This is a genomic window from Streptosporangium pseudovulgare, assembly GCF_014648055.1.
Classification (GTDB): domain Bacteria; phylum Actinomycetota; class Actinomycetes; order Streptosporangiales; family Streptosporangiaceae; genus Streptosporangium; species Streptosporangium pseudovulgare.
In genome coordinates this window covers 364,968-387,321 of sequence record NZ_BMQJ01000002.1, presented here as the reverse complement: position 1 = coordinate 387,321, position 22,354 = coordinate 364,968, and the positions used below count along the sequence as shown (strand labels likewise).

General features: G+C 72.4%; 21 protein-coding genes. 16 read left to right on the top strand and 5 right to left on the bottom strand.

Annotated features, from left to right (window positions below; all coding sequences use genetic code 11):
* Positions 1-111: 111 nt before the first annotated feature.
* Complete coding sequence (gene fliE, locus IEZ10_RS05535) at positions 112-276, bottom strand: flagellar hook-basal body complex protein FliE (RefSeq protein ID WP_179826976.1); 165 nt, start codon at positions 274-276, stop codon at positions 112-114.
* Positions 277-495: 219 nt separating this feature from the next.
* Between fliE and IEZ10_RS05530 the strand changes: the two genes are divergently transcribed.
* From IEZ10_RS05530 to IEZ10_RS05510, 5 genes are all read left to right on the top strand, one after another.
* Positions 496-1,149, top strand: coding sequence for a response regulator transcription factor (locus IEZ10_RS05530; protein WP_179826978.1), 654 nt, complete (start codon positions 496-498; stop codon positions 1,147-1,149).
* A gap of 80 nt (positions 1,150-1,229) precedes the next feature.
* Positions 1,230-2,588 (top strand): sensor histidine kinase, encoded by a 1,359-nt coding sequence (locus IEZ10_RS05525; protein WP_373287378.1) that lies wholly within the window; start codon positions 1,230-1,232, stop codon positions 2,586-2,588.
* A 267-nt stretch (positions 2,589-2,855) separates the two neighbouring features.
* Complete coding sequence (locus IEZ10_RS05520; protein ID WP_179826982.1) at positions 2,856-3,155, top strand: DUF4193 domain-containing protein; 300 nt, start codon at positions 2,856-2,858, stop codon at positions 3,153-3,155.
* An 85-nt stretch (positions 3,156-3,240) separates the two neighbouring features.
* A complete protein-coding gene (locus IEZ10_RS05515) occupies positions 3,241-4,047 on the top strand; it encodes a hypothetical protein (protein ID WP_189245364.1) in 807 nt (268 codons plus the stop codon).
* A gap of 52 nt (positions 4,048-4,099) precedes the next feature.
* Complete coding sequence (locus tag IEZ10_RS05510) at positions 4,100-5,476, top strand: alpha,alpha-trehalose-phosphate synthase (UDP-forming) (RefSeq protein ID WP_189245363.1); 1,377 nt, start codon at positions 4,100-4,102, stop codon at positions 5,474-5,476.
* Between the two features lie 126 nt (positions 5,477-5,602).
* On the opposite strand, the gene IEZ10_RS05505 is transcribed toward IEZ10_RS05510, so the two are convergent.
* Positions 5,603-5,905 (bottom strand): DUF4235 domain-containing protein, encoded by a 303-nt coding sequence (locus tag IEZ10_RS05505; protein WP_189245362.1) that lies wholly within the window; start codon positions 5,903-5,905, stop codon positions 5,603-5,605.
* 84 nt (positions 5,906-5,989) lie between these two features.
* Here IEZ10_RS05505 and valS point away from each other — a divergent pair, with 84 nt between their 5' ends.
* From valS to IEZ10_RS05470, 7 genes are all read left to right on the top strand, one after another.
* Positions 5,990-8,575 (top strand): valine--tRNA ligase, encoded by a 2,586-nt coding sequence (gene valS / locus IEZ10_RS05500; RefSeq protein WP_189245361.1) that lies wholly within the window; start codon positions 5,990-5,992, stop codon positions 8,573-8,575.
* Between the two features lie 292 nt (positions 8,576-8,867).
* Positions 8,868-10,157: an AI-2E family transporter gene (locus IEZ10_RS05495; protein ID WP_189245360.1), complete on the top strand. Its 1,290-nt coding sequence runs from the start codon at positions 8,868-8,870 to the stop codon at positions 10,155-10,157.
* Positions 10,158-10,168: 11 nt separating this feature from the next.
* Positions 10,169-10,723 (top strand): PaaI family thioesterase, encoded by a 555-nt coding sequence (locus IEZ10_RS05490; protein ID WP_179826990.1) that lies wholly within the window; start codon positions 10,169-10,171, stop codon positions 10,721-10,723.
* A complete protein-coding gene (dut, locus tag IEZ10_RS05485; RefSeq protein ID WP_189245359.1) occupies positions 10,720-11,163 on the top strand; it encodes a dUTP diphosphatase in 444 nt (147 codons plus the stop codon). The genes IEZ10_RS05490 and dut overlap by 4 nt, the downstream gene beginning before the upstream one ends.
* 51 nt (positions 11,164-11,214) lie before the next feature.
* Complete coding sequence (locus IEZ10_RS05480; protein WP_229810973.1) at positions 11,215-11,916, top strand: DUF3710 domain-containing protein; 702 nt, start codon at positions 11,215-11,217, stop codon at positions 11,914-11,916.
* A gap of 48 nt (positions 11,917-11,964) precedes the next feature.
* On the top strand, positions 11,965-12,357 hold the full coding sequence (locus IEZ10_RS05475; protein ID WP_189245358.1) for an OB-fold nucleic acid binding domain-containing protein: 393 nt from the start codon (positions 11,965-11,967) through the stop codon (positions 12,355-12,357).
* A gap of 33 nt (positions 12,358-12,390) precedes the next feature.
* On the top strand, positions 12,391-13,089 hold the full coding sequence (locus IEZ10_RS05470; protein WP_189245703.1) for a DUF3159 domain-containing protein: 699 nt from the start codon (positions 12,391-12,393) through the stop codon (positions 13,087-13,089).
* Positions 13,090-13,616: 527 nt separating this feature from the next.
* On the opposite strand, the gene IEZ10_RS05465 is transcribed toward IEZ10_RS05470, so the two are convergent.
* Together IEZ10_RS05465 and IEZ10_RS05460 are read right to left on the bottom strand one after the other, a co-directional pair.
* Complete coding sequence (locus IEZ10_RS05465; RefSeq protein ID WP_189245357.1) at positions 13,617-14,285, bottom strand: potassium channel family protein; 669 nt, start codon at positions 14,283-14,285, stop codon at positions 13,617-13,619.
* On the bottom strand, positions 14,285-14,950 hold the full coding sequence (locus IEZ10_RS05460; protein WP_189245356.1) for a potassium channel family protein: 666 nt from the start codon (positions 14,948-14,950) through the stop codon (positions 14,285-14,287). The genes IEZ10_RS05465 and IEZ10_RS05460 overlap by 1 nt, the downstream gene beginning before the upstream one ends.
* A gap of 112 nt (positions 14,951-15,062) precedes the next feature.
* On the opposite strand from IEZ10_RS05460, the gene IEZ10_RS05455 reads away from it, so the two are divergent.
* Together IEZ10_RS05455 and IEZ10_RS05450 are read left to right on the top strand one after the other, a co-directional pair.
* Positions 15,063-17,123: an APC family permease gene (locus tag IEZ10_RS05455; protein ID WP_189245355.1), complete on the top strand. Its 2,061-nt coding sequence runs from the start codon at positions 15,063-15,065 to the stop codon at positions 17,121-17,123.
* Between the two features lie 70 nt (positions 17,124-17,193).
* Positions 17,194-18,447 (top strand): class I SAM-dependent RNA methyltransferase, encoded by a 1,254-nt coding sequence (locus IEZ10_RS05450; protein WP_189245354.1) that lies wholly within the window; start codon positions 17,194-17,196, stop codon positions 18,445-18,447.
* A 30-nt stretch (positions 18,448-18,477) separates the two neighbouring features.
* On the opposite strand, the gene IEZ10_RS05445 is transcribed toward IEZ10_RS05450, so the two are convergent.
* On the bottom strand, positions 18,478-19,587 hold the full coding sequence (locus tag IEZ10_RS05445; protein ID WP_189245353.1) for a glycoside hydrolase family 18 protein: 1,110 nt from the start codon (positions 19,585-19,587) through the stop codon (positions 18,478-18,480).
* A gap of 148 nt (positions 19,588-19,735) precedes the next feature.
* Here IEZ10_RS05445 and IEZ10_RS05440 point away from each other — a divergent pair, with 148 nt between their 5' ends.
* Positions 19,736-20,659: an LLM class F420-dependent oxidoreductase gene (locus tag IEZ10_RS05440; protein ID WP_189245352.1), complete on the top strand. Its 924-nt coding sequence runs from the start codon at positions 19,736-19,738 to the stop codon at positions 20,657-20,659.
* A 204-nt stretch (positions 20,660-20,863) separates the two neighbouring features.
* Complete coding sequence (locus IEZ10_RS05435) at positions 20,864-22,351, top strand: 3' terminal RNA ribose 2'-O-methyltransferase Hen1 (protein ID WP_189245351.1); 1,488 nt, start codon at positions 20,864-20,866, stop codon at positions 22,349-22,351.
* Positions 22,352-22,354: the final 3 nt, after the last annotated feature.

The following is a 22,354-nucleotide window of genomic DNA, read 5'->3' as shown; positions in this document are numbered from 1 at the left end:
CCGGTGCGTGACGCTCGAAGCCGTCCGGGTCCGGGACGGACGTGAAGGAGCCCCCGGCCACATCGGCCGGGGGCTCCTTCCACATCGGTGCCGGATCAACGCCGGATCACGTCAGTGCCGGATGTGGACTCCATTGTCCGTCGCCAGGCGGTGGAGATCCTCGATCTCGGCGGTGAAGGTGTCGGCGAGGTATTGATCGCCCGTGGACTCGGCTTCGTGGAGGTTCTTGTACGCCTGGTCGAGGCGGTTTTCGATCGTGGAGGAGAACTCGCCCATCTCACCTTCTTTCTAAGCGGGGATGAAGGACTGGGTCTGCAGGGGACTGGCCTTCAGCCGTACCCACCCCTCGCCTCGCGCTAAACCTCGATGTGGGATACATCACGCACGGTGGTTATCGTGACAACGGGCTTACCGCCGGCTTACGGGGGGAGTGCTCACAATGGGGGGCCGTTCCGGCGGCTTGTTCATCGACGCCAGGGGGAGGGACCAGAAGCCGTGCGGGTGCTTGTGGTGGAGGACGAGCGGGTGCTCGCCGACGCGATCGCGACGGGGCTGCGGCGTGAGGCCATGGCCGTGGACGTGGCCTACGACGGCGCCGCGGCGCTGGAGCGGACCGGCTACATCGACTACGACGTCATCGTCCTGGACCGGGACCTGCCGAAGGTCCACGGGGACGAGGTCTGCCGCCGCCTGGTGGCCGAGCGGACCTCCTCGCGGATCCTGATGCTCACCGCCTCGGGCGACGTCGACGACAAGGTCGAGGGGCTGGGGCTGGGCGCCGACGACTACCTCGCCAAGCCGTTCGTGTTCATCGAGCTGGTCGCCCGGGTGCGGGCGCTGGGCCGCCGCTCGGCTCCGGCGCTGCCGCCGGTCCTGGAGCGCTCCGGCGTCCGCCTGGACCCGGGCAAGCGGCTGGTGACCAGGAACGGCGAGGAGATCTCGCTCACCAAGAAGGAGTTCGCGGTCCTGGAGGAGCTGATGCGCGCCGAGGGCGCCGTGGTCAGCCAGGAGGACCTGCTGGACAAGGCATGGGACGAGAACATCGACCCGTTCACCAACGTGGTGCGCGTCACCATGATGACCCTGAGGAAGAAGCTGGGCGAGCCTCAGGTCATCGAGACGGTGCCCGGGGTGGGATACCGGCTGTGAGCGCCCCGGCAGGCGGCGGAGCCGAGCGCCCCTCGGGCGTCCCGGGGGACGACGCGCGTCTTTCCGCTCCCACCCACCCGATGATCAGCCCCCACTCCGCGCGGGGGGCGCGGCGCGAGGAGGAGACGCCGCAGGCCGGTCCGAGGCGGACCGATCCGGGGCGGACCGATCCAGGGCAGGCCCCGCCGCAGGCAGGTTCCGGGCGGAACGGGCAGGCCCCGCCGCCGCAGGGCCCGCCGGTGTGGGACGGGCCGCCGCCGACCGGCGCCGCCCCGGCGCGCGGTGGCCCGCTGGAGCGGGCGCGGGCGCTCTTCGACCGGATCAGCATCCGCTGGCGCCTCACCATCACCTACGGCCTGCTGTTCTTCCTGGCCGGGATGCTGCTGGTCTTCGTCATCTACATGATGGTCGGCTGGGCCATCAACGAGGCCTGGCCCGGCGTCAGCCTGCCCGACGCGCCGCTGGCCTACGAGCAGCGCTTCCAGCAGGAGTGGCTGTGGTGGAAGCACGCCGCGATCGACGAGGCGCGCGAGGCCCTGCTCAGCCGTACGCTCCTCGCCCTGGTGGGGGTGGGCATCCTGGCGATCGTCATCGGTTACGTCGTCGCCGACCGGGCGCTGCGCCCGATCCAGCAGATGACCGCGACGGCCCGCAGGCTGTCGGGCAGCACGCTGGCCCACGAGCGGATCGCGCTCAAGGGCCCCGACGACGAGCTCAAGGAGCTGGCGGACACCTTCGACGCGATGCTGACCAGGCTCAATGTGGCGTTCGACACACAGCGAAGATTCGTGGCCAACGCCTCTCACGAGCTGCGGACCCCGCTGACGATCAACCGGACCGTCCTGGAGATCGCGCTGGGCGACCCGGAGGCGTCGGAGGACCTCAAGGCGCTGGGCCGCACGCTGCTGGAGGTCAACGCGCGCAACGAGCGCCTGATCGAGGGCCTGTTGCTGCTGGCCCGCAGCGAGCGCGAGCTCAGCGTGCGCAAACCGGTGGACATGCGGGACGTGGCGCGTACCGCCGTCGAGCAGCTCGCCCCGGTGGCCGAGGCGGCCGGCGTGACGGTCTCCACCGAACTCCAGAAGGCCGAAACGGTGGGCGATCCGGTGCTGCTGGAGCGGTGCGTGTCCAACCTCGTGGAGAACGCCATCAAACACAATCTCTCCGACTCCGGCCATTTGTGGGTCAGGGCGGGAATTGTGGAGGGCGTCCTGATTGTTCAGGTGGCCAACACGGGGCCGCACGTCCCCGCGTACGAGGTGAACAGCCTGTTCGAGCCGTTCCGGCGGCTCAACGCCGACCGGGTCGACTCCTCCAAGGGGGCCGGGCTCGGGCTGTCGATCGTGCGCGCGGTCGTGCGGGCTCACGGAGGCGACGTGACCGCCGTCCCCAGGGACGGAGGAGGTCTCGTGGTGACCGTGAGACTCCAGCCACGGTGATCCGGCGGGGGGCGTCTCGCTCACGCCGTACATGTGGTTGGATGTGCCGTCGAACACGGTGGCTCATACCGCCGATGCTGTGGTTTACGCCATATTCGGCTAACCATGGCCATGGGCAGTAGGTACCTCACGTGTGGGGAGGTTCAGTGACCATTCCGACGGGGTACCGATGCAAAGTCTCTTCGTCGGATTGGGCACAAGTCGTGCCTCTCAGACGTTACACGCGCGAACGGCGCAGAAGAGAGATGAGGGGGATGGAGCAAACCGATGGCTACTGATTACGACAGCCCACGCAAGACCGACGACGACCTCAACGAGGACAGTCTTCAGGAACTGCAGGCACGCCGTACGGACAAGTCCTCGGGCAGCATCGACATCGACGAGACCGATCTCGCCGAGTCGCTGGAACTGCCGGGTGCCGACCTGTCCAACGAGGAGCTCTCGCTCCGGGTGATTCCTCGTCAGGCCGACGAGTTCACCTGCGCGCGCTGCTTCCTCGTGCACCACCGCAGCCAGCTCGCCACCGAGAAGAACGGCCAGCAGATCTGCCGGGAGTGCGCGGCCTGACGATCGTTCCGATGGCCTGTCCGAGGTGTGTTCTCCCATGGAAGGGTAAGTGCGCGCCAGGACGGCCTTGAGGAGGTTCCGCGACATGACTTCGAAGAGCGGCAAGACCGGTGGGTCGCCGGAGGACCCCGTGTCCGCGGGGGAGGCCGGCGCACCGGAGCGGGAAGTGGCGGAGATCGTCGGCAGGCTCACCGAGCCTGGTGACATTGAAGGCGCCGAGCGGCGACGGCTGCTCGGCCGCCTGTCCGCGGCGCTGTCCACGGGAGCGAAGAACGCCAAGGCGTCGGGCACGGGCCGGGGACGCTGGCTGGCCGACGTGTTCGTGTCCGTGGCCCCCCGGATCCCCATCCGCGACCTCGCCACCCTCTCCGAGCACCATCACGGGCTCACCGCCGAGGCCCTGGCCGACGACCTGGTCCGCACGGCGGCCAAGGCGACCATGACGGTCGGCGCGATCGGCGGAGCCCTCGCGGCGGCCGAGTTCGCCGCACCGCCCCTTCTGCTCTCCGCCCCCGCCCAGCTCGTGGCCGAGACCCTCGTTGTGGCGGCCATCGAGGTCAAGCTCCTCGCCGAGCTCCACGAGGTGTACGGCGTGCACATCCCCGGCAACGGCGCCCAGCGGGCCGTGGCGTTCGTCAACGCCTGGTCCAAGCAGCGCGGCGTCGACCCCATGGCCCCCGGCTCGGTCACCCTCGCCCTCGGCGCGGCGGCCAAGACCGCCCTGCGCAACCGGCTGATGCGCACGCTCGGCCGCCATCTGACCACCCTCGGACCATTCCTGACCGGCGCCGTGGCCGGCGGCACCCTCAACCGCGCCGCGACCCGCAAGCTCGCCGAGGTCGTACGCGCCGACCTGAGGAGCCGCCACGAGCTCCCTCCCGCTAAGTCATAAAAAGTCCCTAACTGGGTAGTTGTTACAGCAAACCAACTATCTGGAGGATTTTGTGCGGGGCCGCAGCTCGTTTTTGATCGTCGCAAATCGCCTTCCCGTCGATCGGGTGGGGGAGGGGACGTGGCGGCGCAGCCCTGGCGGACTGGTCACCGCGATCGCTCCGGTCCTCCAGCGCAGGGAGGGCGCCTGGATCGGCTGGCCCGGATCCCCCGATGAGCGCCTCGACCCCTTCGACCACGACGGCATGCACCTCATCCCCGTGCCGCTGTCGGCGTCGGAGGTCGAGCTCTACTACGAGGGCTTCTCCAACGCCACGCTGTGGCCCCTCTACCACGACGTGGTCGCCCCCCCGGTCTACTCGCGCGTGCTGTGGGACGCCTACCGCACGGTCAACGAGCGCTTCGCCCGTGCCGCCGCCGAGGAGGCGGCCGAGAACGCGGTCGTGTGGATCCAGGACTACCAGCTCCAGCTGGTCCCCGCCATGCTGCGCGAGCTCCGCCCGGACCTGCGCATCGGCTTCTTCCTGCACATCCCCTTCCCGCCGGGCGAGCTGTTCTACCAGCTCCCCTGGCGGCGGGAGCTGCTGGAGGGACTCCTCGGCGCCGACCTGGTCGGCTTCCAGCGTCCCGGCGGCGCGTCCAACTTCATCCGGCTCTGCCGCCGCCTGCTGGGCCTGCAACACCAGAAGAACGAGATCCACCTGGAGGACGGCCGGGTGGTGCGCGCCGCGGCCTTCCCCATCTCGGTCGACTTCGGCGAGTTCGACTCCCTGGTCCGCCAGCCCCACATCGTGGAGCGCGCCAAAGAGATCCGCTCCGAGCTGGGCGACCCGGAGTGCGTGCTGCTCGGCGTCGACCGGCTCGACTACACCAAGGGCATCGGCCAGCGGCTCAAGGCGTTCGGCGAGCTGCTCCGCGAGGGCTCCATCAAGCCCGGGGAGGCGGCGTTCGTGCAGATCGCCACTCCGAGCCGGGAGCGGGTCGAGGAGTACATGCGGCTGCGCGACTCCATCGAGCTGCAGGTCGGCCGGATCAACGGCGAGCAGGGGGAGCTGGGCATGCAGCCGGTGCAGTACATGCACCAGTCCTACGGCCGCGACGAGCTGGCCGCGCTCTACCTCGCCGCCGACGTCATGGTGGTGACGCCGCTGCGCGACGGGATGAACCTGGTCGCCAAGGAGTACATCTCCTGCCGCCACGACCTGCGCGGCGCACTGGTGCTCAGCGAGTTCGCCGGGGCGGCCGACGAGCTGCGGCAGGCGTTCCTGGTCAACCCCTACGACATCGACGGCCTCAAGCGGGCCATGCTGGCCGCGATGCGGGCCACGCCGCACGACCTGTCGCGGCGGATGCGCTCGCTGCGCCGCCGGATCTCGACCTACGACGTGGACCGCTGGGCGAAGGACTTCCTCGCCGACCTGGAGTCCTGACCCCGGCCCCGGCCCGTCCGCCCCGCCTCGCGCACCCGGCCGCCCGCCGTACGGCGGGCCGGGACGCCCGCGCCCGCCGTACGCATTCCCCGCGGGGAATCCGTACGGCGGGCGCGCGGGGACGGGTCAGGAGACGGCGTCCCGCGCGGTGGCCTTCACGGCCTTCCAGGCGTCGTAGCGCCTCCTGGCGGCGCGGCCCGCGACGATCTGCGCCACCTGCATGCCCACGCCCATCACGATGGCGTAGCCGATCGCCTCGCTGAGGTCGATGTCGAGCGACTCGGTGTCCATCGGGGGCTTCCTGCCGGTCGCCTTCTCCCAGGCGAATCCGATGGCCTTGCGCGCGACGAAGGCCGTCGCCAGGCCCACCAGGCCGCCGATGGCCCGCCACGCCATGTCCTGCTGCTGCTTATCGCTTTTGCCTGGCATGTGCTCCCTGCCTTTGTATCGCTTTGCAGAAGAACACTAACCCTCTCCGTCGCGGGGACGCGTGAAGCCATACCATGGGGAGGCATGACACACCAGCGATCACGCCATGCGGCCATGCCCGGGAAGCCGACTCTCGACGGGCTGGAATCCGTATGGGTAACCCGCTGGGAGGCCGAGGGGACATATCGCTTCGACAGGTCGCGCGGCCGGGAGGAGATCTACTCGATCGACACCCCGCCCCCGACCGTCTCCGGATCCCTGCACGTCGGCCATGTCTTCTCCTACACCCACACCGACGCGATCGCCCGCTTCCAGCGCATGCGCGGCCGCGAGGTCTTCTACCCCATGGGTTGGGACGACAACGGCCTGCCCACCGAGCGCCGGGTGCAGAACCACTTCGGCGTGCGCTGCGACCCCTCCGTCCCCTACGACCCCGCCTTCCGCCCGCCGGCCGACCCCGACCCCAAACGGCAGGTGCCGATCTCGCGCCGCAACTTCATCGAGCTGTGCGAGCGGCTCACCATCGAGGACGAGAAGGCGTTCGAGGAGCTGTGGCGGCGCCTGGGCCTGTCGGTCGACTGGTCGCTGACCTACGCCACCATCGACGGCGGCGCGCGGGCCGCCTCCCAGCGCGGCTTCCTGCGCAACCTCGCCCGCGGCGAGGCCTACCTCGCCGAGGCGCCCACACTGTGGGACGTCACCTTCCGCACGGCCGTCGCCCAGGCCGAGCTGGAGGACCGCGAGCACCCCGGCGCCTTCCACCGGATCGCCTTCACCGCCGCCCCCGGGAGCCCGGCCGCCGGGCAGCGCGTCTGGATCGAGACGACCCGGCCCGAGCTGCTGCCCGCCTGCGTGGCGCTGGTCGCCCACCCCGACGACGAGCGCTACCGCCCGCTGTTCGGCACCACCGTCGTCACGCCGCTGTTCGGCGTCGAGGTGCCGGTGCTGCCCCACCACCTGGCCGAGCCGGGCAAGGGCTCCGGCATCGCGATGGTCTGCACCTTCGGCGACGTCACCGACATCACCTGGTGGCGCGAGCTGAACCTCCCCACCCGCCCGGTCATCGGCCGGGACGGCAGGCTGCTGCCCGAGCCGCCCGCCGGCGTCCCGGCCGGGCCGTACGGCGAGCTGGCCGGCCGGACCGTGCACGGCGCCCGGGAGCGGGTCGTGGAGCTGCTGCGGGCGTCGGGCGAGATGGACGGCGAGCCCCGGCCGGTGAGGCGCCCGGTGAAGTTCTACGAGAAGGGCGACCGCCCGCTGGAGATCGTCACCACCCGCCAGTGGTACATCCGCAACGGCGGGCGCGACGCCGGGCTGCGCGAGGCGCTGCTGGCACGCGGGCGGGAGCTGTCCTGGCATCCGGAGCGGATGAGGGTCCGCTACGAGTCCTGGGTGGAGGGCCTGGCGGGTGACTGGCTGGTCTCCCGGCAGCGGTTCTTCGGCGTGCCGATCCCGGTGTGGTACCCCCTCGACGCCGCGGGCGAGCCCGACCACCTCCGGCCGATCCTGCCGGAGGAGTCCACGCTGCCCATCGACCCCGAGAGCGACGTGCCACCCGGCTACACCGAGGACCAGCGCGGCAAGGCGGGGGGATTCACCGCGGACCCGGACGTCATGGACACCTGGGCCACCTCCTCGCTGAGCCCGCAGATCGCGGGCGGCTGGGGCATCGACGACGAGCTGTTCGCCAAGGTCTTCCCGATGGACCTGCGCCCGCAGGCCCACGAGATCATCCGGACCTGGCTGTTCTCCACCGTGGTCCGCGCGCACCTGGAGCACGGCACCCTGCCCTGGCGCAACGCCGCCATCTCCGGCTGGATCCTCGACCCCGACCGCAAGAAGATGTCCAAGTCGGTGGGCAACGTCGTCACCCCGCTGGGCCTGCTGGAGCAGTACGGCTCCGACGCGGTCCGCTACTGGGCGGCGAGCGGCCGGCCGGGCACCGACACCGCGTTCGACGTCGGGCAGATCAAGGTCGGCCGCCGCCTGGCGATCAAGATCCTGAACGCCTCGAAGTTCATCCTGGGCCTGGGCGAGGCCGGGGACGGGCGGGACGGCGGGCGGGAGGACGGCGGGGCCGCCGAGGTCACCGAGGTCACCGAGGTCACCGAGCCGGTGGACCTGTCGATGCTCGCCCGCCTGTCGCAGGTGGTCGGCGAGGCCACCGAGGCGTTCGAGTCCTACGACTACACCCGCGCGCTGGAGCGGACCGAGCGGTTCTTCTGGGAGTTCTGCGACGACTACCTGGAGCTGGTCAAGAACCGTGCCTACGGCGAGGGCGGCCCCGCCCGCTCGGCCCGCGCGGCGCTGCGCGAGGCCCTCGACGTCCTGCTGCGGCTGTTCGCGCCCTTCCTGCCGTTCGTCACCGAGGAGGTCTGGTCCTGGTGGCGCGAGGGCTCGGTGCACCGGGCGGCCTGGCCCGAGGCCCGCGAGACGGGCGGCCTGCCCGACCTGCTGCCGGCGGTCGCGGCGGTCCTCGGCCGCGTCCGCAAGGCCAAGTCCGACGCCCGGCTCTCGATGCGCGCAGAGGTCTCCCGGCTGACCGTCACCGGCACCCAGGCCGACCTGGTACGGCAGGCCCAGGACGACCTGTGCGGCGCGGGCGCCGTCGAGGAGTTCGTTCTGGAGACCGCCGAGGGCGACCTGACGGTGGAGGTCGTCCTCACCTGAGCCCACGGGAATCTGTCCTCCGCGTCGGGCGGTCCTGCCGTACGGTCGAGGCACGGACAGGTCAGGGCAGGCGAGGGGAGGACGGCGCATGACGCCAGGGTGCGGCAGCTGCAACTGCTACCTCGAGGACAGAGTGATCTCCCGGCCGCCGGGAGAACGCTGATCCGGTGCCCGCGCGAGGGGAGGCCCGGCGTCCCGCCGGGCCTCCCCTTTGCCGTTCCTTGACCCGCCTCTTCCGTCTCCGGGCGTTGACCATGCGCGCCGCAGGCCGTGACGTGACAGTCTGGAATGCGTGATCTCCGACCGGGAACGTCTGACCCATCTGGTGCCACGCACACTGCTCTGGCTGGCGGCCTGGAGCCTGTGTCTGATCATCATCGGCTGGGCCGTCTTCTACTTCTGGCAGTTCATCCTGATGCTGCACATCGTGGTGCTGCCGGTCGCGGTCGCGCTGCTGCTGACGGCGCTGCTGTCCCCCCTCACCAGCAGGTTCCGGGCGTTGGGGATGCGGCCGATCTACGCCACCTGGCTGACCATGCTGATCGCGCTCGCGGTGCTGGCCGGCGTCGGCTGGTTCATCGGGCTGCGGGCCAGCGAAGAGTTCCCCCGGGTGATCGACCAGCTCAGATCCACGATCAAGGACGTGGAGAACTGGCTGTACACCGGGCCGCTGCACCTGCAGCGCAACCAGATCAGCACCTGGATCGACAGCCTCACCGACCAGCTCAGCGCCAGCCGTAACCAGATCACCCAGACGGTCCTCACCGGCGCCACCGTCGCGGTGGAGGTGCTGGCCTCCCTGGTGCTGGTGGTCTTCGTCACCTTCTTCCTGCTCAAGGACGGCGCCCGGATCTGGTCGTGGCTCCTGAAGGCGTTCGGCTCCGTCGCGCCCCGCGTCGACCGGGCCGGACGCGCCGCCTGGACCACGCTGTCGCACTACGTGCACGGCACGGTCGCGGTGGCCGCCGTGCACGGCGTGGTCATGGGCATCGTGCTCGCCGGGATGGGCGTGCCGCTCTGGGCGCCGCTCGCCGTGCTGATCTTCATGGCCAGTTTCATCCCCCTCATCGGCATCCTCTTCGCCGGGGCGGTCGCGGCGCTGGTCACCCTCGGCGCCAAGGGCCTGTTCTACGCCCTGATCTTCGTGGGGATCCTGGTGATCGAGCAGCAGCTGGAGAACCACGTGCTCCAGCCGCTGATCGTCGGCCGGGCGCTCGACTTCCACCCGCTGGCGATCATCCTGGTGCTGGCCGTGGGCGGCGTCGTGGCGGGCATCGCCGGGGCCGCGGTGGCGGTGCCGATCGCCGCGGTGTTCTACCGGGCGCTGCCCGCGCTGACCGGTGACCAACCGGCCCTGCCACCCGCCCCACCGCACGAACCACCCGAGGGGGCCGAGGAGGCCGAGGGGCCGCGGACCCCGCCGGCCGCGTCCGACCCGGCCGGGGACACGCCGGCCGGATCGGACGGCGCGGCCGGGGAGGCCGGATCGTCGGAAAGGACCGTTCCCTCCGGCGCCGAAGGGGCCGCCGGGCCGGTGGGGGAGGATCCGGTGAATGAGGAGTCGCCGCAGCCCAGGCGGTAACGTTCTGCCTCGTGACCCGTTCAGCCCTGACGACCCCTCCGCCCGGAGCGGCCGGCCCCCGGCCGGCCTCCGGCGCCCCCGGCCCCGGTGAGCCGCTCGGCTCCCACTACAGCCGCTGCTTCGGCTGCGGCGACCGGCACCCCACCGGCCTGCACCTGAAGGCCGTCACGCCCGACGGGGAGACGGTGGTCGCCGAGTTCACCGTCGCCGAGGCCCACCAGGGCGCCCCGGGCCTCGCGCACGGCGGCGTGCTCGCCACGGCGATGGACGAGGTCATCGGCATGTCCATCTGGCTGTTCCGCCGCCCCTACGTCACCGCCCGGCTGGAGACCGACTACCTCGCGCCGGTCCCGGTCGGCACCACCCTGCACCTCCGGGCCTGGTGCACCGGGGTGTCGGGCCGGAAGGCGTACCTTGAAGCAGAGGGGCGGATCGGCTCGGCCGACGGACCGGTCGCCGTACGGGCCGCCGCCCTCTTCGTCGAGGTCGGCATGGAGCACTTCGCCGAGCACGGCGACGCCCAGACCCTCCTGGACGAGCATCACGACTACGAGGTGAACCCGTGAGCGAAAAGGTCGAGGTGCTGATCAGCCGCGTCGACGCCGGGCTGCCGCTGCCGGACTACGCCCACCCGGGCGACGCCGGCGCCGACCTGCGCGCGGCCGAGGACGTCGAGCTGCCGCCGGGTGGACGCGCCACCGTGGGCACCGGCGTGGCGATCGCGCTGCCCGACGGCTACGCCGCCTTCGTCCACCCGCGCTCCGGCCTGGCGGCCGAGCACGGCGTGACGATCGTGAACGCGCCCGGCACCGTCGACGCGGGCTACCGTGGCGAGATCAGGGTGACGCTGCTCAACACCGACACCGGGCGGGCCGTACGGCTGCGCAGGGGGGACCGCATCGCGCAGCTGGTGGTCCAGCGGGTCGCCAGGGCGGTGTTCCACGAGGTGGACCGGCTGCCGGGATCGGCGCGCGGCGCGGGGGGCTTCGGCTCCACCGGCCGCTGAGAGCCGGCGGGCCACCGGCCGGTGGCCCGCCGCATCGAGACTTCAAGGAGCGTGAGGAAAGTGTTCGGACGTCGCCGTCGTGAGGAGTCCCCGGCCCCGGCCGAGGAGTTCGCGCGGACCGAGGAGCCCAGGGGGATCACAGGGGGGCCGGCCAGGGAGTCCGGCCCGTGGGACGCCGCCGACGCCTACCCCGACCGGGAGCGGGTCGATCTGGGCGGCCTGCGGCTGCCCGTCGACCAGGGGTTCGAGGTGCAGCTCAACCTCGCCGGCGAGCAGATCGTCGGCGCGGTCATCCTGTTCGAGGAGAGCGCCCTGCAGATACACGCCTTCGCCGCGCCCAAGCGCAACGGCATCTGGGACGAGGTCCGGGCCGAGCTGGCCGCGGGCGTGAAGGCCGCGGGCGGGACCGCCGAGGAGAAGGAGGGGCCGTTCGGCGTCGAGCTGGACGCCCGGGTCCCCGCCGACGGGGTCGCCCAGCCGGTCCGCTACATCGGCGTCGACGGCCCGCGCTGGTTCCTGCGGGCGGTCGTCAGCGGGCGCGCCGCGACGGACGCCGGGGTGGCCGCGACCCTGGAGGACGTGGTCCGCGACATCGTCGTCGTCCGGGGGGACGAGCCGATGGTGCCGAAGGAGCCGATCGAGCTGCGGCTGCCCCCGGAGGCCCGCCAGGCCATGGAGCAGCAGGCCGAGGCCCCGAACGGCCGGGACCTCCGGCCGTTCGAGCGGGGGCCCGAGATCGCCGAGATCCGTTGACCCACCGGATCGCGTACGCTGTTGCAACACGTATGTGAAGGAGAGGTCGTGGGTTCTCAGGAACCGCATAAACAGGGCGGGTTTCGGAGTTTCTTCCGGCGGCTGACCACGAGTCAGGAGGAGCTGGAGGCCGACGAGCTCCAGCAGGACCTCGACCGGCATGGCGCCACCCCCATCGTCTCCTGCGCCGGGCGCCGCAGGTTCTGCGTGACCGGTACACTGCGTACGGTGACGCTGCGGCCCCGTGGGGGTGCCCCGGCGCTGGAGGCGGAGCTCTACGACGGCTCCGACGTGATCGAGCTGATCTGGCTCGGCCGCCGGAAGATCGCCGGGATCGAGCCGGGCCGCATGGTCCTGGCCGAGGGGCTGGTCAGCGTGCAGGACGGCCGCAAGGTGATGTTCAACCCGCGCTACGAGCTGCGTCCCGCGGGCGGTGCGTGACCCATCGACGAGCACGGAGCGGTGAACCAGAAGATGACCACCCCTGACCCCTCCGCCGGGGCCGCGAAGCAGGGCCCGGCGGCGTCCGCGGAGGCCACCGCGCACGACACCGTCGAGGCGGCGATCCGCGTCCAGCTCGCCAAGGCGTTCGGCGGGGCGCGGGGCGTCGTCGAAGCGGCCGTGCCCACGATCGTCTTCACCCTGACCTGGGTCGTCACCTCCGACCTGCGGCAGTCGCTGACCATCAGCATCGCGGCGGCGGTGGTGCTGCTCGTGGTGCGGCTGGCGCAGCGCTCGACGCCGCAGTTCGTCGTCAACAGCCTCATCGGCATCGGGATCGGCGCGTTCTTCGCCTCCCGCACCGGTGAGGCCCGCGACGTCTACCTCCCGGGCATCCTCTACAACGCGGGATACGCCGTGGCGATGCTGCTGTCCATCGTCACCCGGTGGCCCGTGGTGGGCTTCCTGATCGGGTCGGTCACCGGCGACCCGACCGGCTGGCGCGCCGACCCGGCGGTGGTGCGGCTCTGCTCCAGGCTCACCTGGCTGCTGCTGGCCCCGTGCGTGATCCGGGTGGCCGTGCAGCTGCCGGTCTACCTCATCGGCGGCAACGACGCCGTGGCCGAGCTGGGCATCCTCAAGATCGCCATGGGCTGGCCGCTGCAGATCGCCGGACTCGCCGCGATGGTGTGGCTGCTGACCAGGGGCCGGACCCCGGTCCGTCCCACGTAGTTCATGGCGACGCTGCGCGTCGCGGCTCGGGGGCTTGAGCCCGGTGTCTTCCCTCGTCGTTCGCTCGCTGCGCTCGCTCTCTCCTCGGTCCAGACACCGGCGCCCCCTCGCTGTGTTCATGGCGACGCTGCGCGTCGCGGCTCGGGGGCTCAAGCCCGGTGTCTTCCCTCGTCGTTCGCTCGCTGCGCTCGCTCCCTCCTCAGTCCAGACACCGGCGCCCCCTCGCGGGCTCATGGCGACGCTGCGCGTCGCGGCTCGGGGGCTTGAGCCCGGTGTCTTCCCTCGTCGTTCGCTCGCTGCGCTCGCTCTCTCCTCAGTCCAGACACCGGCGCCCCCTCGCGGGCTCATGGCGACGCTGCGCGTCGCGGCTCGGGGGCTGGTGTCCGGTGTCTTCCCTCGTCACTCCGTCGCTTCGCTCCTGCGTTCCTCGGTCCAGACACCGGCGCCCCCGAGCGGGCTCCCCGACACGTGGAAACGGCCGCGGTACGGCATCGCCGTACCGCGGCCGTTTCCGCGTGTCGCGCGGCTCAGCCCGCCGGGCGGGGGGACAGCAGCCGGGCCAGCTCCTCCTCGACCTCCTGGTTGGCCACGAACATCAGCTCGTCGCCGGCCTCCAGCGGGTCGTCCTCGCTGGGCACCAGCACCCGGCCCTCGCGCAGGATCGCCACCAGCGCGGTATCGGTGGGCCACGGCACCGACCCGGCCCGGTGGCCGACGACCGGCGCGTCCTCGGGGAGTGTGAGCTCGACCAGGTTGGCCTGGCCCTGGCGGAAGGTCATCAGCCGGACCAGGTCGCCCACGCTCACCGCCTCCTCCACCAGCGCGCTCAGCAGCCGCGGGGTCGAGACGGCGACGTCCACCCCCCACGACTCGTTGAACAGCCACTCGTTCTTGGGGTGGTTGATCCGGGCGACCACGCGGGGCACGCCGTACTCGGTCTTGGCGAGCAGGGAGACGACGAGGTTGACCTTGTCGTCGCCGCTGGCGGCGACGACCACGTGACAGTCGGCCAGACCCGCCTCGTCCAGCGAGGAGATCTCACAGGCGTCGGCGAGCAGCCACTCCGCCCGCGGCACCGTGTCGATCTTGATGGCCTTGGGGTCGATGTCGATGAGCAGGACCTCGTGGCCGTTCTCCAGGAGCTCGGCGGCGATGGACCGGCCGACGGCCCCCGCACCGGCGATGGTGACGCGCATCAGTGCCTCTCCTCCGGAGCCCCGGACAGCACCTTGTTGATGCGGTCCATGTCGTTCCCAGCCGCCATGACGTGCAGGATGTCGCCCTCCTGCAGCACGGTGTCGCTCTTGGGCAGCAGGGTCTCGCCCATCCGGTTGACGAAGGCCGTGCGGGTGCCCGCCTCCGCCTCCAGGTCCCTGATCCTGGTGCCGATCCAGCCCGGGTGGTAGGCCACCTCGGCGAGCACGACGGTCCCGGTGGGGTCGCGCCACAGCGGCTCGGCGCCCTCGGGCAGCACCCGCCGCAGGATCTGGTCGGCGGTCCAGCGGACCGTGGCCACGGTGGGGATGCCCAGCCGCTGGTAGACCTCGGCGCGCCGGGAGTCGTAGATCCGGGCCACCACGTTGTCCACGCCGAACGTCTCGCGGGCGACCCGGGCGGAGATGATGTTGGAGTTGTCGCCGCTGCTCACCGCCACGTAGGCGCCGGCCGACTCGATCCCGGCCTCCTCCAGCACGTCGCGGTCGAAGCCGACGCCGGTCACCCGGCGGCCCCGGAACCCCGCCCGCAGGCGGCGGAACGCCTGGGGGTCCCGGTCGATGATGGCGACCGAGTGGCCGCTGTCCTCCAGGATGTGCGCCAGCGTGGAACCGACACGCCCACACCCCATGATCACGATATGCATGCTCCCCCGCCGGTCGCTTGAGGCGGATCTTGCTCCGAATGTACCTAGCCAGTATGGCCCGGTGGGGGAGTGCCGTGTCGGCGGGGTTTGACAGCGACTAGCATCGGCAGACGTGTCAAAGGTGACGGACCTCGTCAAGCGCCTCTTCATCGGGCGCGCGCTGCGCAGCACGCAGCTGCATGAGCAACTGCTCCCCAAGCGCATCGCGCTGCCGGTTTTCGCCAGTGACGCTCTCTCCTCGGTCGCCTACGCGCCCCAGGAGATCCTCGTCATCCTGTCGATCGCCGGTGTCTCCTTCTACGGCTTCGCCCCCTGGGTCGCCGCCGCGGTGGTCGTGGTGATGCTCACGGTCGTCGCCTCCTACCGGCAGAACGTGCACGCCTACCCCAGCGGCGGCGGCGACTACGAGGTGGCCACCGTCAACCTCGGGCAGAACGCCGGCCTCACCGTGGCCAGTGCGCTCATGGTCGACTACATCCTCACCGTCGCGGTGTCGGTGGCCAACGGCGTCGACTACGTGGGCGCGACGATCCCCTACGTCGCCGAGCACAAGCCGCAGATCGCGATCCTCATCGTCGTGCTGCTGACGATCGTCAACCTCCGCGGCATCCGCGAGTCCGGGGCGGCCTTCGCCATCCCCACCTACACCTTCATGTTCGCCGTCATCGGCCTGGTCCTGTGGGGCGGCTTCCGGCTGCTGGTGCTCGGCGACGAACTGCGGGCGCCCACCGCCGGCTACCAGATCATCGGCGAGCAGTCGAACCTCGCCTCCCTGGCGGCGGTGTTTCTGATCCTGCGGGCGTTCTCCTCCGGCTGCGCCGCCCTCACCGGCGTGGAGGCGATCAGCAACGGCGTGCCCGCCTTCCGCAAGCCCAAGAGCAAGAACGCCGCGACCACGCTGCTGATGATGGGCCTGATCGCGATCACCATGTTCATCGGCATCATCTCGCTCGGCCTGGCCTCCGGCGTCAAGCTCGCCGACCCCGCCACCGCCGCGACCAGCGTGCTCATCGACGGCCGTCCCGCCGGGCCCGGCTACAACCAGCCGCCGATCATCGCCCAGGTCGCCGAGGCCGTGTTCGGCAGCGGATCGGTGTTCTTCATCGTCATCGCCGCCGTCACCGCGCTGATCCTGTTCCTGGCGGCCAACACCGCCTTCAACGGCTTCCCGGTGCTCGGCGCCATCCTGGCCCAGGACCGCTTCCTGCCCCGCCAGCTGCACAACCGGGGCGACCGGCTCGCCTTCTCCAACGGCATCGTCATCCTGGCGGCCGGGGCCTGCCTGCTGCTGTGGGGGTTCCAGGCCGACGTCAGCCGCCTGCTCAACCTCTACATCGTCGGCGTCTTCGTCTCCTTCACCCTCAGCCAGACCGGCATGGTGCGGCACTGGACCCGCCACCTGAGGGGCGAGAGCGAACCGCGGGCGCGCGCCCGGATGCGGCGCTCCCGGGTGATCAACTTCTTCGGCGGCGTCATGACCGGCCTGGTGCTGGTGGTGGTGCTGCTGACCAAGTTCACCCACGGCGCCTGGATCGTCTGCGCGGCCATGCCCGCGCTGTTCCTGATGATGAAGGCCATCCGCCGTCACTACGACAACGTCTCGCAGGAGCTGGCCATCGCCGAGGACACGCAGGTGGACGAGTCGATGCTGCCGGCCCGCAACCACGCCGTCGTCCTGGTCTCCAAGATCCACAAGCCGACGCTGCGGGCCCTCTCCTACGCCCGCGCCACCCGCCCCTCCACCCTGGAGGCCGTCACCGTGGGCGTGGAGGGCGAGGAGGCCAGGGCACTGCAGGAGGAGTGGGAGCGGCGGGGCATCGCCGTACCGCTGAAGACCCTCGACTCGCCCTACCGCGAGATCACCAGGCCGATCCTGGAGTACGTCAAGTCGCTGCGCCGCCGCTCGCCGCGCGACGTGGTGACCGTCTACATCCCCGAGTACGTGGTCGGTCACTGGTGGGAGCACCTGCTGCACAACCAGAGCGCGCTGCGGCTCAAGGGCCGCCTGCTGTTCCAGCCCGGCGTAATGGTGACCAGCGTGCCCTGGCAGCTGCACTCCGCCGACCGCCTCAAGAGCCGCCGCGCCCAGCGGGCCGCCGCCACGGCCGTCCGCCGCCCCTGGCCCGGGGACGTGCCGCAGGGGGTGGATCGCGGCCAGGACACCAAGGCTTAATCTTTCGTATACGTCGTATGCGCTCCGGACCGCGGGGAGGCTCGACAGGAATCTTTGGGGGCATCAGATCATGGCGATCGAACTGACGGTGGGACCCGTCGCCCACGGCGGCTGGTGCGTCGCCCGCCATGACGGCCGGGTGGTCTTCGTCCGCCACGCCCTGCCCGGCGAGCGCGTCATGGCCGAGGTGACCGAGGAGACCACCCGGTTCCTGCGCGCCGACGCGGTCGAGATCCTCCAGCCCTCACCCGACCGGGTGACCCCGCCGTGCCCCTTCGCCGGCCCCGGTCTCTGCGGCGGCTGCGACTGGCAGCACGCCTCCCTCGACGCCCAGCGCCTGCTCAAGACCGAGGTCGTCGCCGAGCAGCTGCGCCGCCTGGCCGGGATCGAGTGGAAGGGCGTCGTCGAGGAGGTCCCCGGCGCCCCCGACGGCCTCGGCTGGCGCACCCGCGTGCAGTTCGCCGTCGACCGCGACGGCGTCGCGGGCCTGCGCCGCCACCGCTCCCACGACATCCAGCCGGTGGACCTCTGCCTGATCGCGCACCCCGAGGTGGAGAACGTCGGCGTCGAGGTGATGAACTGGCGCAACGCCTCCACGGTGGAGGTCATCGCCTCCGGCACCGGCGACCAGGCCGTGGTGATCACCCCCAGGCCGCGCCGTACGGTGGCCGTGCCCGACCTCGACCGGAGCGTCGCCGTCCTCGTCGACGAGGGCAGGGGCCGCACCCGCGCGGTCCACGGCCGCGGCCACGTCGTCGAGCGGGTCGGCGACCGGGACTTCCAGGTCACCGGCAGCGGTTTCTGGCAGATCCACCCCGGCGCCGCCGCCGCGCTGCGGGACGCGGTCATGGAGTTCGCCGTCCCGCAGCCGGGGGAGTGGGCCCTGGACCTCTACTGCGGGGTCGGCCTCTTCGCCGCCGGGCTCGCCGAGGCGGTCGGCGAGGAGGGCGCCGTGTTCGGCGTCGAGTCCGACGCCGCCGCCGTGCGCGACGCCCAGCGCAACCTCCGCGACCTGCCCCAGGCCCGGTTCGCCCGGGGCCGCGTGGAGGACGCCCTCGACCGGTTCGACATCGAGCGCGCCGACATCGTCGTCGTCGACCCGCCCCGGGCCGGCCTCGGCCGCGAGGTCGTCGAGCGCGTCACGGGCCTCGACGCGAGCCGCGTCGTCTACGTCTCGTGCGACCCGGCCACCCTCGCCCGCGACCTCGCCTGGTTCGCCGAGCACCGCTACACCCTGGCCGACCTGCGCGCCTTCGACGCCTTCCCGATGACCCACCACGTGGAGTGCGTCGCCCTCCTGAAACCCGCCGGAAAGGGCGACTGACCCGGGCTTCCGCCGGAAAGCCGGCGGCCCTCACCTCTCGCGGCCGGGGGCGCCGGCCAGGAGGCGGGCCCCGCCGGGGCCGGGGCCGGGAGCGGCCTCCCGGACCGACAGCCAGGCCAGGCCGTTGCGGGCGGTGAAGCCGGTCAGCGTGCGGGTCTCGGCGCCGGTGAGCCCCCGCGGGCCGGTCAGGACCGGCGACAGGGCGATCCTGTCCCAGGCGGCCGGGCGGCCCAGGGACCGGGCGACCTGGGGCTGGGCCGCCCGGACCGCCACCGCGACCGCGCCGAGACGGGCGCGCCCGGCGGGGGTGCGGTCGAGCGGGACCAGGAGGTCGACGGCGCCGATCTCCACACCGGCCAGCCGGGTGGATCTGAGCATCGCCCGGTCACGAGGGGTCAGCCCCGCCGCGGTGGTCGGCAGCGCGACGCCCACCGTGAGGGGACGGCCGCGCGCCGCCGCCTCGCGCTGGAGGGCCGCGATCGCGCGGGCGCGGCGCAGCACGGTCTCCGGGCCGTCCGGCTCGTGCGGCTCGAAGGCGGCGTAGGAGGCTCCCAGCGCGCCGATCGCCCGGCGGTAGGCGGCGGCGAGCCGGTCCGGGTCGGCGCAGGCGGCGGCCGGCTCGCGGCCCGCGGCGCCTCCGAAGACGACGCCCACCTCGCCGCCGGCCGCGCGCATCGGGCCGAGGCGGGAGGTGATCGCGCCGGCCCGTCCGGGCAGGCCCGCCCATCCGGCGGCGCAGCCGTCGCCGACGGCCACCAGGTGGCCGAGGACGACCCACCGGGAGCGCCCGGCCGTGCCGTACGCGGTGAACGACGGATCGCGGGCGACGTCGGCGAAGGGCACGACGCCGGACGGGCGGCCGGTCGGCGGCTCCGGCCGGGAGGACCCCGGCCCGGAGGAGCCCGAACCGGAGGCGCCCGGACCGGAGGGGATCACGCGAGGAGAGGCCCCGCCCCGGGTCAGGCCCTCCGGCCCGGGGCCGCCCGCCCAGGGCCGGTTCACCGGACCCGACGGCAGCAGCCACACCGCGACGCCGGTCCCGGCCAGGAGCGCGGCCGACGCCAGCGCGGTCAGCGGCCGGGGCAGGGTGCCGGGCCCGCCGGAACCGCGGGTGGCGGAGCGGTCTGTCGTGACCGGCATGGGTCCCCCTCCTCGATGCCGCCCGATGGTCGCTCTGCGCGCCGGATCCGCCACCCGGCGCCTCTCAAGGCTCGAACGCTAGCAAGGGCCCGCCGCGCGGGGCGGGCTTTCTGCGGATGCCGTCCGGTGTGCCCGGATAATGGGGGACATGAAGTTGAGGATCTTCACTGAACCGCAGCAGGGCGCCACCTACGAGGAACTGCTGACGGTCGCGCGGACGGCGGAGCGGCTCGGGTTCGACGCGTTCTTCCGGTCGGACCACTACCTGCGGATCGGCGAGGGCGACCCCGGACCGGGCTCCTCCGACGCCTGGGTGACCCTCGCCGGCCTGGCCAGGGACACCTCCACGATCCGGCTCGGCACCCTGGTCAGCCCCGCCACCTTCCGGCTGCCCGGCCCGCTGGCGATCAGCGTGGCCCAGGTGGACCAGATGAGCGGCGGCCGGGTCGAGCTGGGGCTGGGGACGGGCTGGTTCGACGCCGAGCACACCGCCTACGGCATCCCGTTCCCGCCGGTCGGCGAGCGGTTCAGCCGGTTCGAGGAGCAGCTGGAGATCGTCACCGGGCTGTGGTCCACGCCCCCCGGCGAGACCTTCTCCTTCGAGGGCGCCCACTACCGGCTGGCCGACTCCCCGGCCCTGCCCAAGCCGGCGCAGAGCCCGAGACCGCCGATCATCATCGGCGGGTTCGGCGCCACGCGGACCCCGCGGCTGGCCGCGCGGTTCGCCGACGAGTACAACCTGCCGTTCCACGACCTCGGCGACACCGAGCTGGCGTTCGACCGGGTCAGGAAGGCGTGCGAGGCCGCCGGCCGGGACCCGATCGTGCTGTCGGCCGCGCAGACCGTGGCGGTCGGGGCCGACGAGGCCGAGGCCGAGCGCCGGGCGCGGGCCGCCGGGCACGACCTCGCCGCGCTGCGCGCCAACGGGCTGGCGGGCACCCCCGCCGAGGTGGCCGAGAAGATCAGCAGGTTCGCCGAGCTGGGCGCCGAGCGCCTCTATCTGCAGGTCCTGGACCTGTCGGACCTGGACCACCTGGAGCTCATCGCCGCCGAGGTGCTCCCGCACGTCTGACCACCGCGCCGCCCGCCCCGCCCACTCCGCACGGCCGCCGCCTCTCCCCCGTACGGCGGCCGCCCCGCCGGTGGAGCCGCCCCGCACGGCCGCCGCCCCGCTGGTGGGGCCGTCCCGCCCCGCACGGCCGCCGCGCGGGGCCGGCCGGTCCGGGACCGGTTAACCCATGGCTCGGTTCGCCGGGTATGAGGCAGACTGTCGTGGGTGCTGATCACGATCTCCACGACCGCGCGCCCCGCGACCGACCTCGGGTTCCTGCTGCACAAGCACCCCGGCCGGGTCCAGGAGTTCGGCCAGTCGTACGGCGTGGCCCGCGTCTTCTACCCCGAAGCGGACGAGGAGCGCTGCACCGCCGCGCTCATGCTGGACGTCGACCCGGTCCGCCTGGTCCGCTCGCGCGGCCGGTCCACCCCCGACTACGCCCTGGGCCAGTACGTCAACGACCGGCCCTACGCCGCGTCGTCGCTGCTGGCCGTGGCCATGGGGGACGTGTTCCGCACCGCCCGCGCCGGACGCTGCGCCGCCCGCCCCGAGCTGGCCGCCCGGCCGATCCCGCTGGAGATCACGCTGCCCGCCCTGCCCTGCCGGGGCGGGCCGGAGGCGGCCCGCCGGTTCTTCGAGCCGCTGGGCTGGACGGTCGAGGCGGGAGCCGTGCCGCTGGACGAGCGGTTCCCCCGATGGGGCGACTCCCGCTACGTCCGGCTGACGCTGCGCGGCGAGCTGCGTCTGGCCGACGCCCTCAACCAGCTCTACGTGCTGCTGCCGGTGCTGGACGACTCGAAGCACTACTGGATCGCCTCCGACGAGGTCGACAAGCTCATCCGGGCGGGGGAGTCCTGGCTGGCGGCCCACCCCGACCGGAACCTGATCACCCGCCGCTACCTGGGCCGCCGCCGGGCGCTGGAGCGGGCGGCCTTCGCCCGCCTGGCCGAGCTGGGCGACGACGTGGCGGAGGCGCTGGAGCCGCCCGTCGAGGAGGACCCCGCCGGCCCCGCCGTACGCGACGATCCCGGTGCGCCCGGGACGCCCGGCGCCGGCGGGGAGGAGACCGCGCCGGACGCGCCGTCCCGGCGCCCGCTGAACGTCCTGCGCCGGGAGGCGGTGATCGGTGTGCTGGAGGAGTTGGGCGCGCGTACGGTCATCGACCTGGGCTGCGGATCGGGGCAGCTCGTCGGCGCGCTGCTGGAGCGGCCCGCCTTCACCAGGGTCGCCGGTACGGACGTCTCGACGCAGGCGCTGGCCGTCGCCGCCAGGCGGCTCCGGCTCGACCGGATGCCGGAGCGGAGCAGGGAGCGGCTGGAGCTGTTCCAGGGGGCGCTGACCTACACCGACGACCGGTTCGCCGGATACGACGCCGCGGTGCTCATGGAGGTCGTCGAGCACGTGGACCCGTCCCGGCTGGGCGCGCTGGAGCACGTGGTCTTCGGCGCGGCCCGTCCCCGGCACGTGATCGTGACGACGCCGAACGCCGAGTACAACGTCCGCTACGAGTTCCTCGACGGCATGCGCCACCCCGACCACCGCTTCGAGTGGACCCGCGCCGAGTTCCGGGCGTGGGCGCTGGGGGCGGGCGAGCGCAACGGCTACCGGGCGGAGTTCCGGCCGGTCGGCGAGGACGACCCCGAGGCGGGGCCGCCCACCCAGCTGGCGGTGTTCACCCGGGCGGACGAGACGGTACGGGAAGGGGAGTGACCG

What these genes read in the sequence shown, in the direction of transcription:
- fliE (WP_179826976.1), bottom strand. Translation starts at nt 276, where the DNA reads ATGGGCGAGTTCTCCTCCACGATCGAAAACCGCCTCGACCAGGCGTAC.
- IEZ10_RS05525 (WP_373287378.1), top strand. Translation starts at nt 1,230, where the DNA reads ATGATCAGCCCCCACTCCGCGCGGGGGGCGCGGCGCGAGGAGGAGACG.
- IEZ10_RS05520 (WP_179826982.1), top strand. Translation starts at nt 2,856, where the DNA reads ATGGCTACTGATTACGACAGCCCACGCAAGACCGACGACGACCTCAAC.
- IEZ10_RS05515 (WP_189245364.1), top strand. Translation starts at nt 3,241, where the DNA reads ATGACTTCGAAGAGCGGCAAGACCGGTGGGTCGCCGGAGGACCCCGTG.
- IEZ10_RS05505 (WP_189245362.1), bottom strand. Translation starts at nt 5,905, where the DNA reads ATGCCAGGCAAAAGCGATAAGCAGCAGCAGGACATGGCGTGGCGGGCC.
- valS (WP_189245361.1), top strand. Translation starts at nt 5,990, where the DNA reads ATGACACACCAGCGATCACGCCATGCGGCCATGCCCGGGAAGCCGACT.
- IEZ10_RS05470 (WP_189245703.1), top strand. Translation starts at nt 12,391, where the DNA reads ATGACCACCCCTGACCCCTCCGCCGGGGCCGCGAAGCAGGGCCCGGCG.
- IEZ10_RS05465 (WP_189245357.1), bottom strand. Translation starts at nt 14,285, where the DNA reads ATGCGCGTCACCATCGCCGGTGCGGGGGCCGTCGGCCGGTCCATCGCC.
- IEZ10_RS05460 (WP_189245356.1), bottom strand. Translation starts at nt 14,950, where the DNA reads ATGCATATCGTGATCATGGGGTGTGGGCGTGTCGGTTCCACGCTGGCG.
- IEZ10_RS05450 (WP_189245354.1), top strand. Translation starts at nt 17,194, where the DNA reads ATGGCGATCGAACTGACGGTGGGACCCGTCGCCCACGGCGGCTGGTGC.
- IEZ10_RS05445 (WP_189245353.1), bottom strand. Translation starts at nt 19,587, where the DNA reads ATGCCGGTCACGACAGACCGCTCCGCCACCCGCGGTTCCGGCGGGCCC.
- IEZ10_RS05440 (WP_189245352.1), top strand. Translation starts at nt 19,736, where the DNA reads ATGAAGTTGAGGATCTTCACTGAACCGCAGCAGGGCGCCACCTACGAG.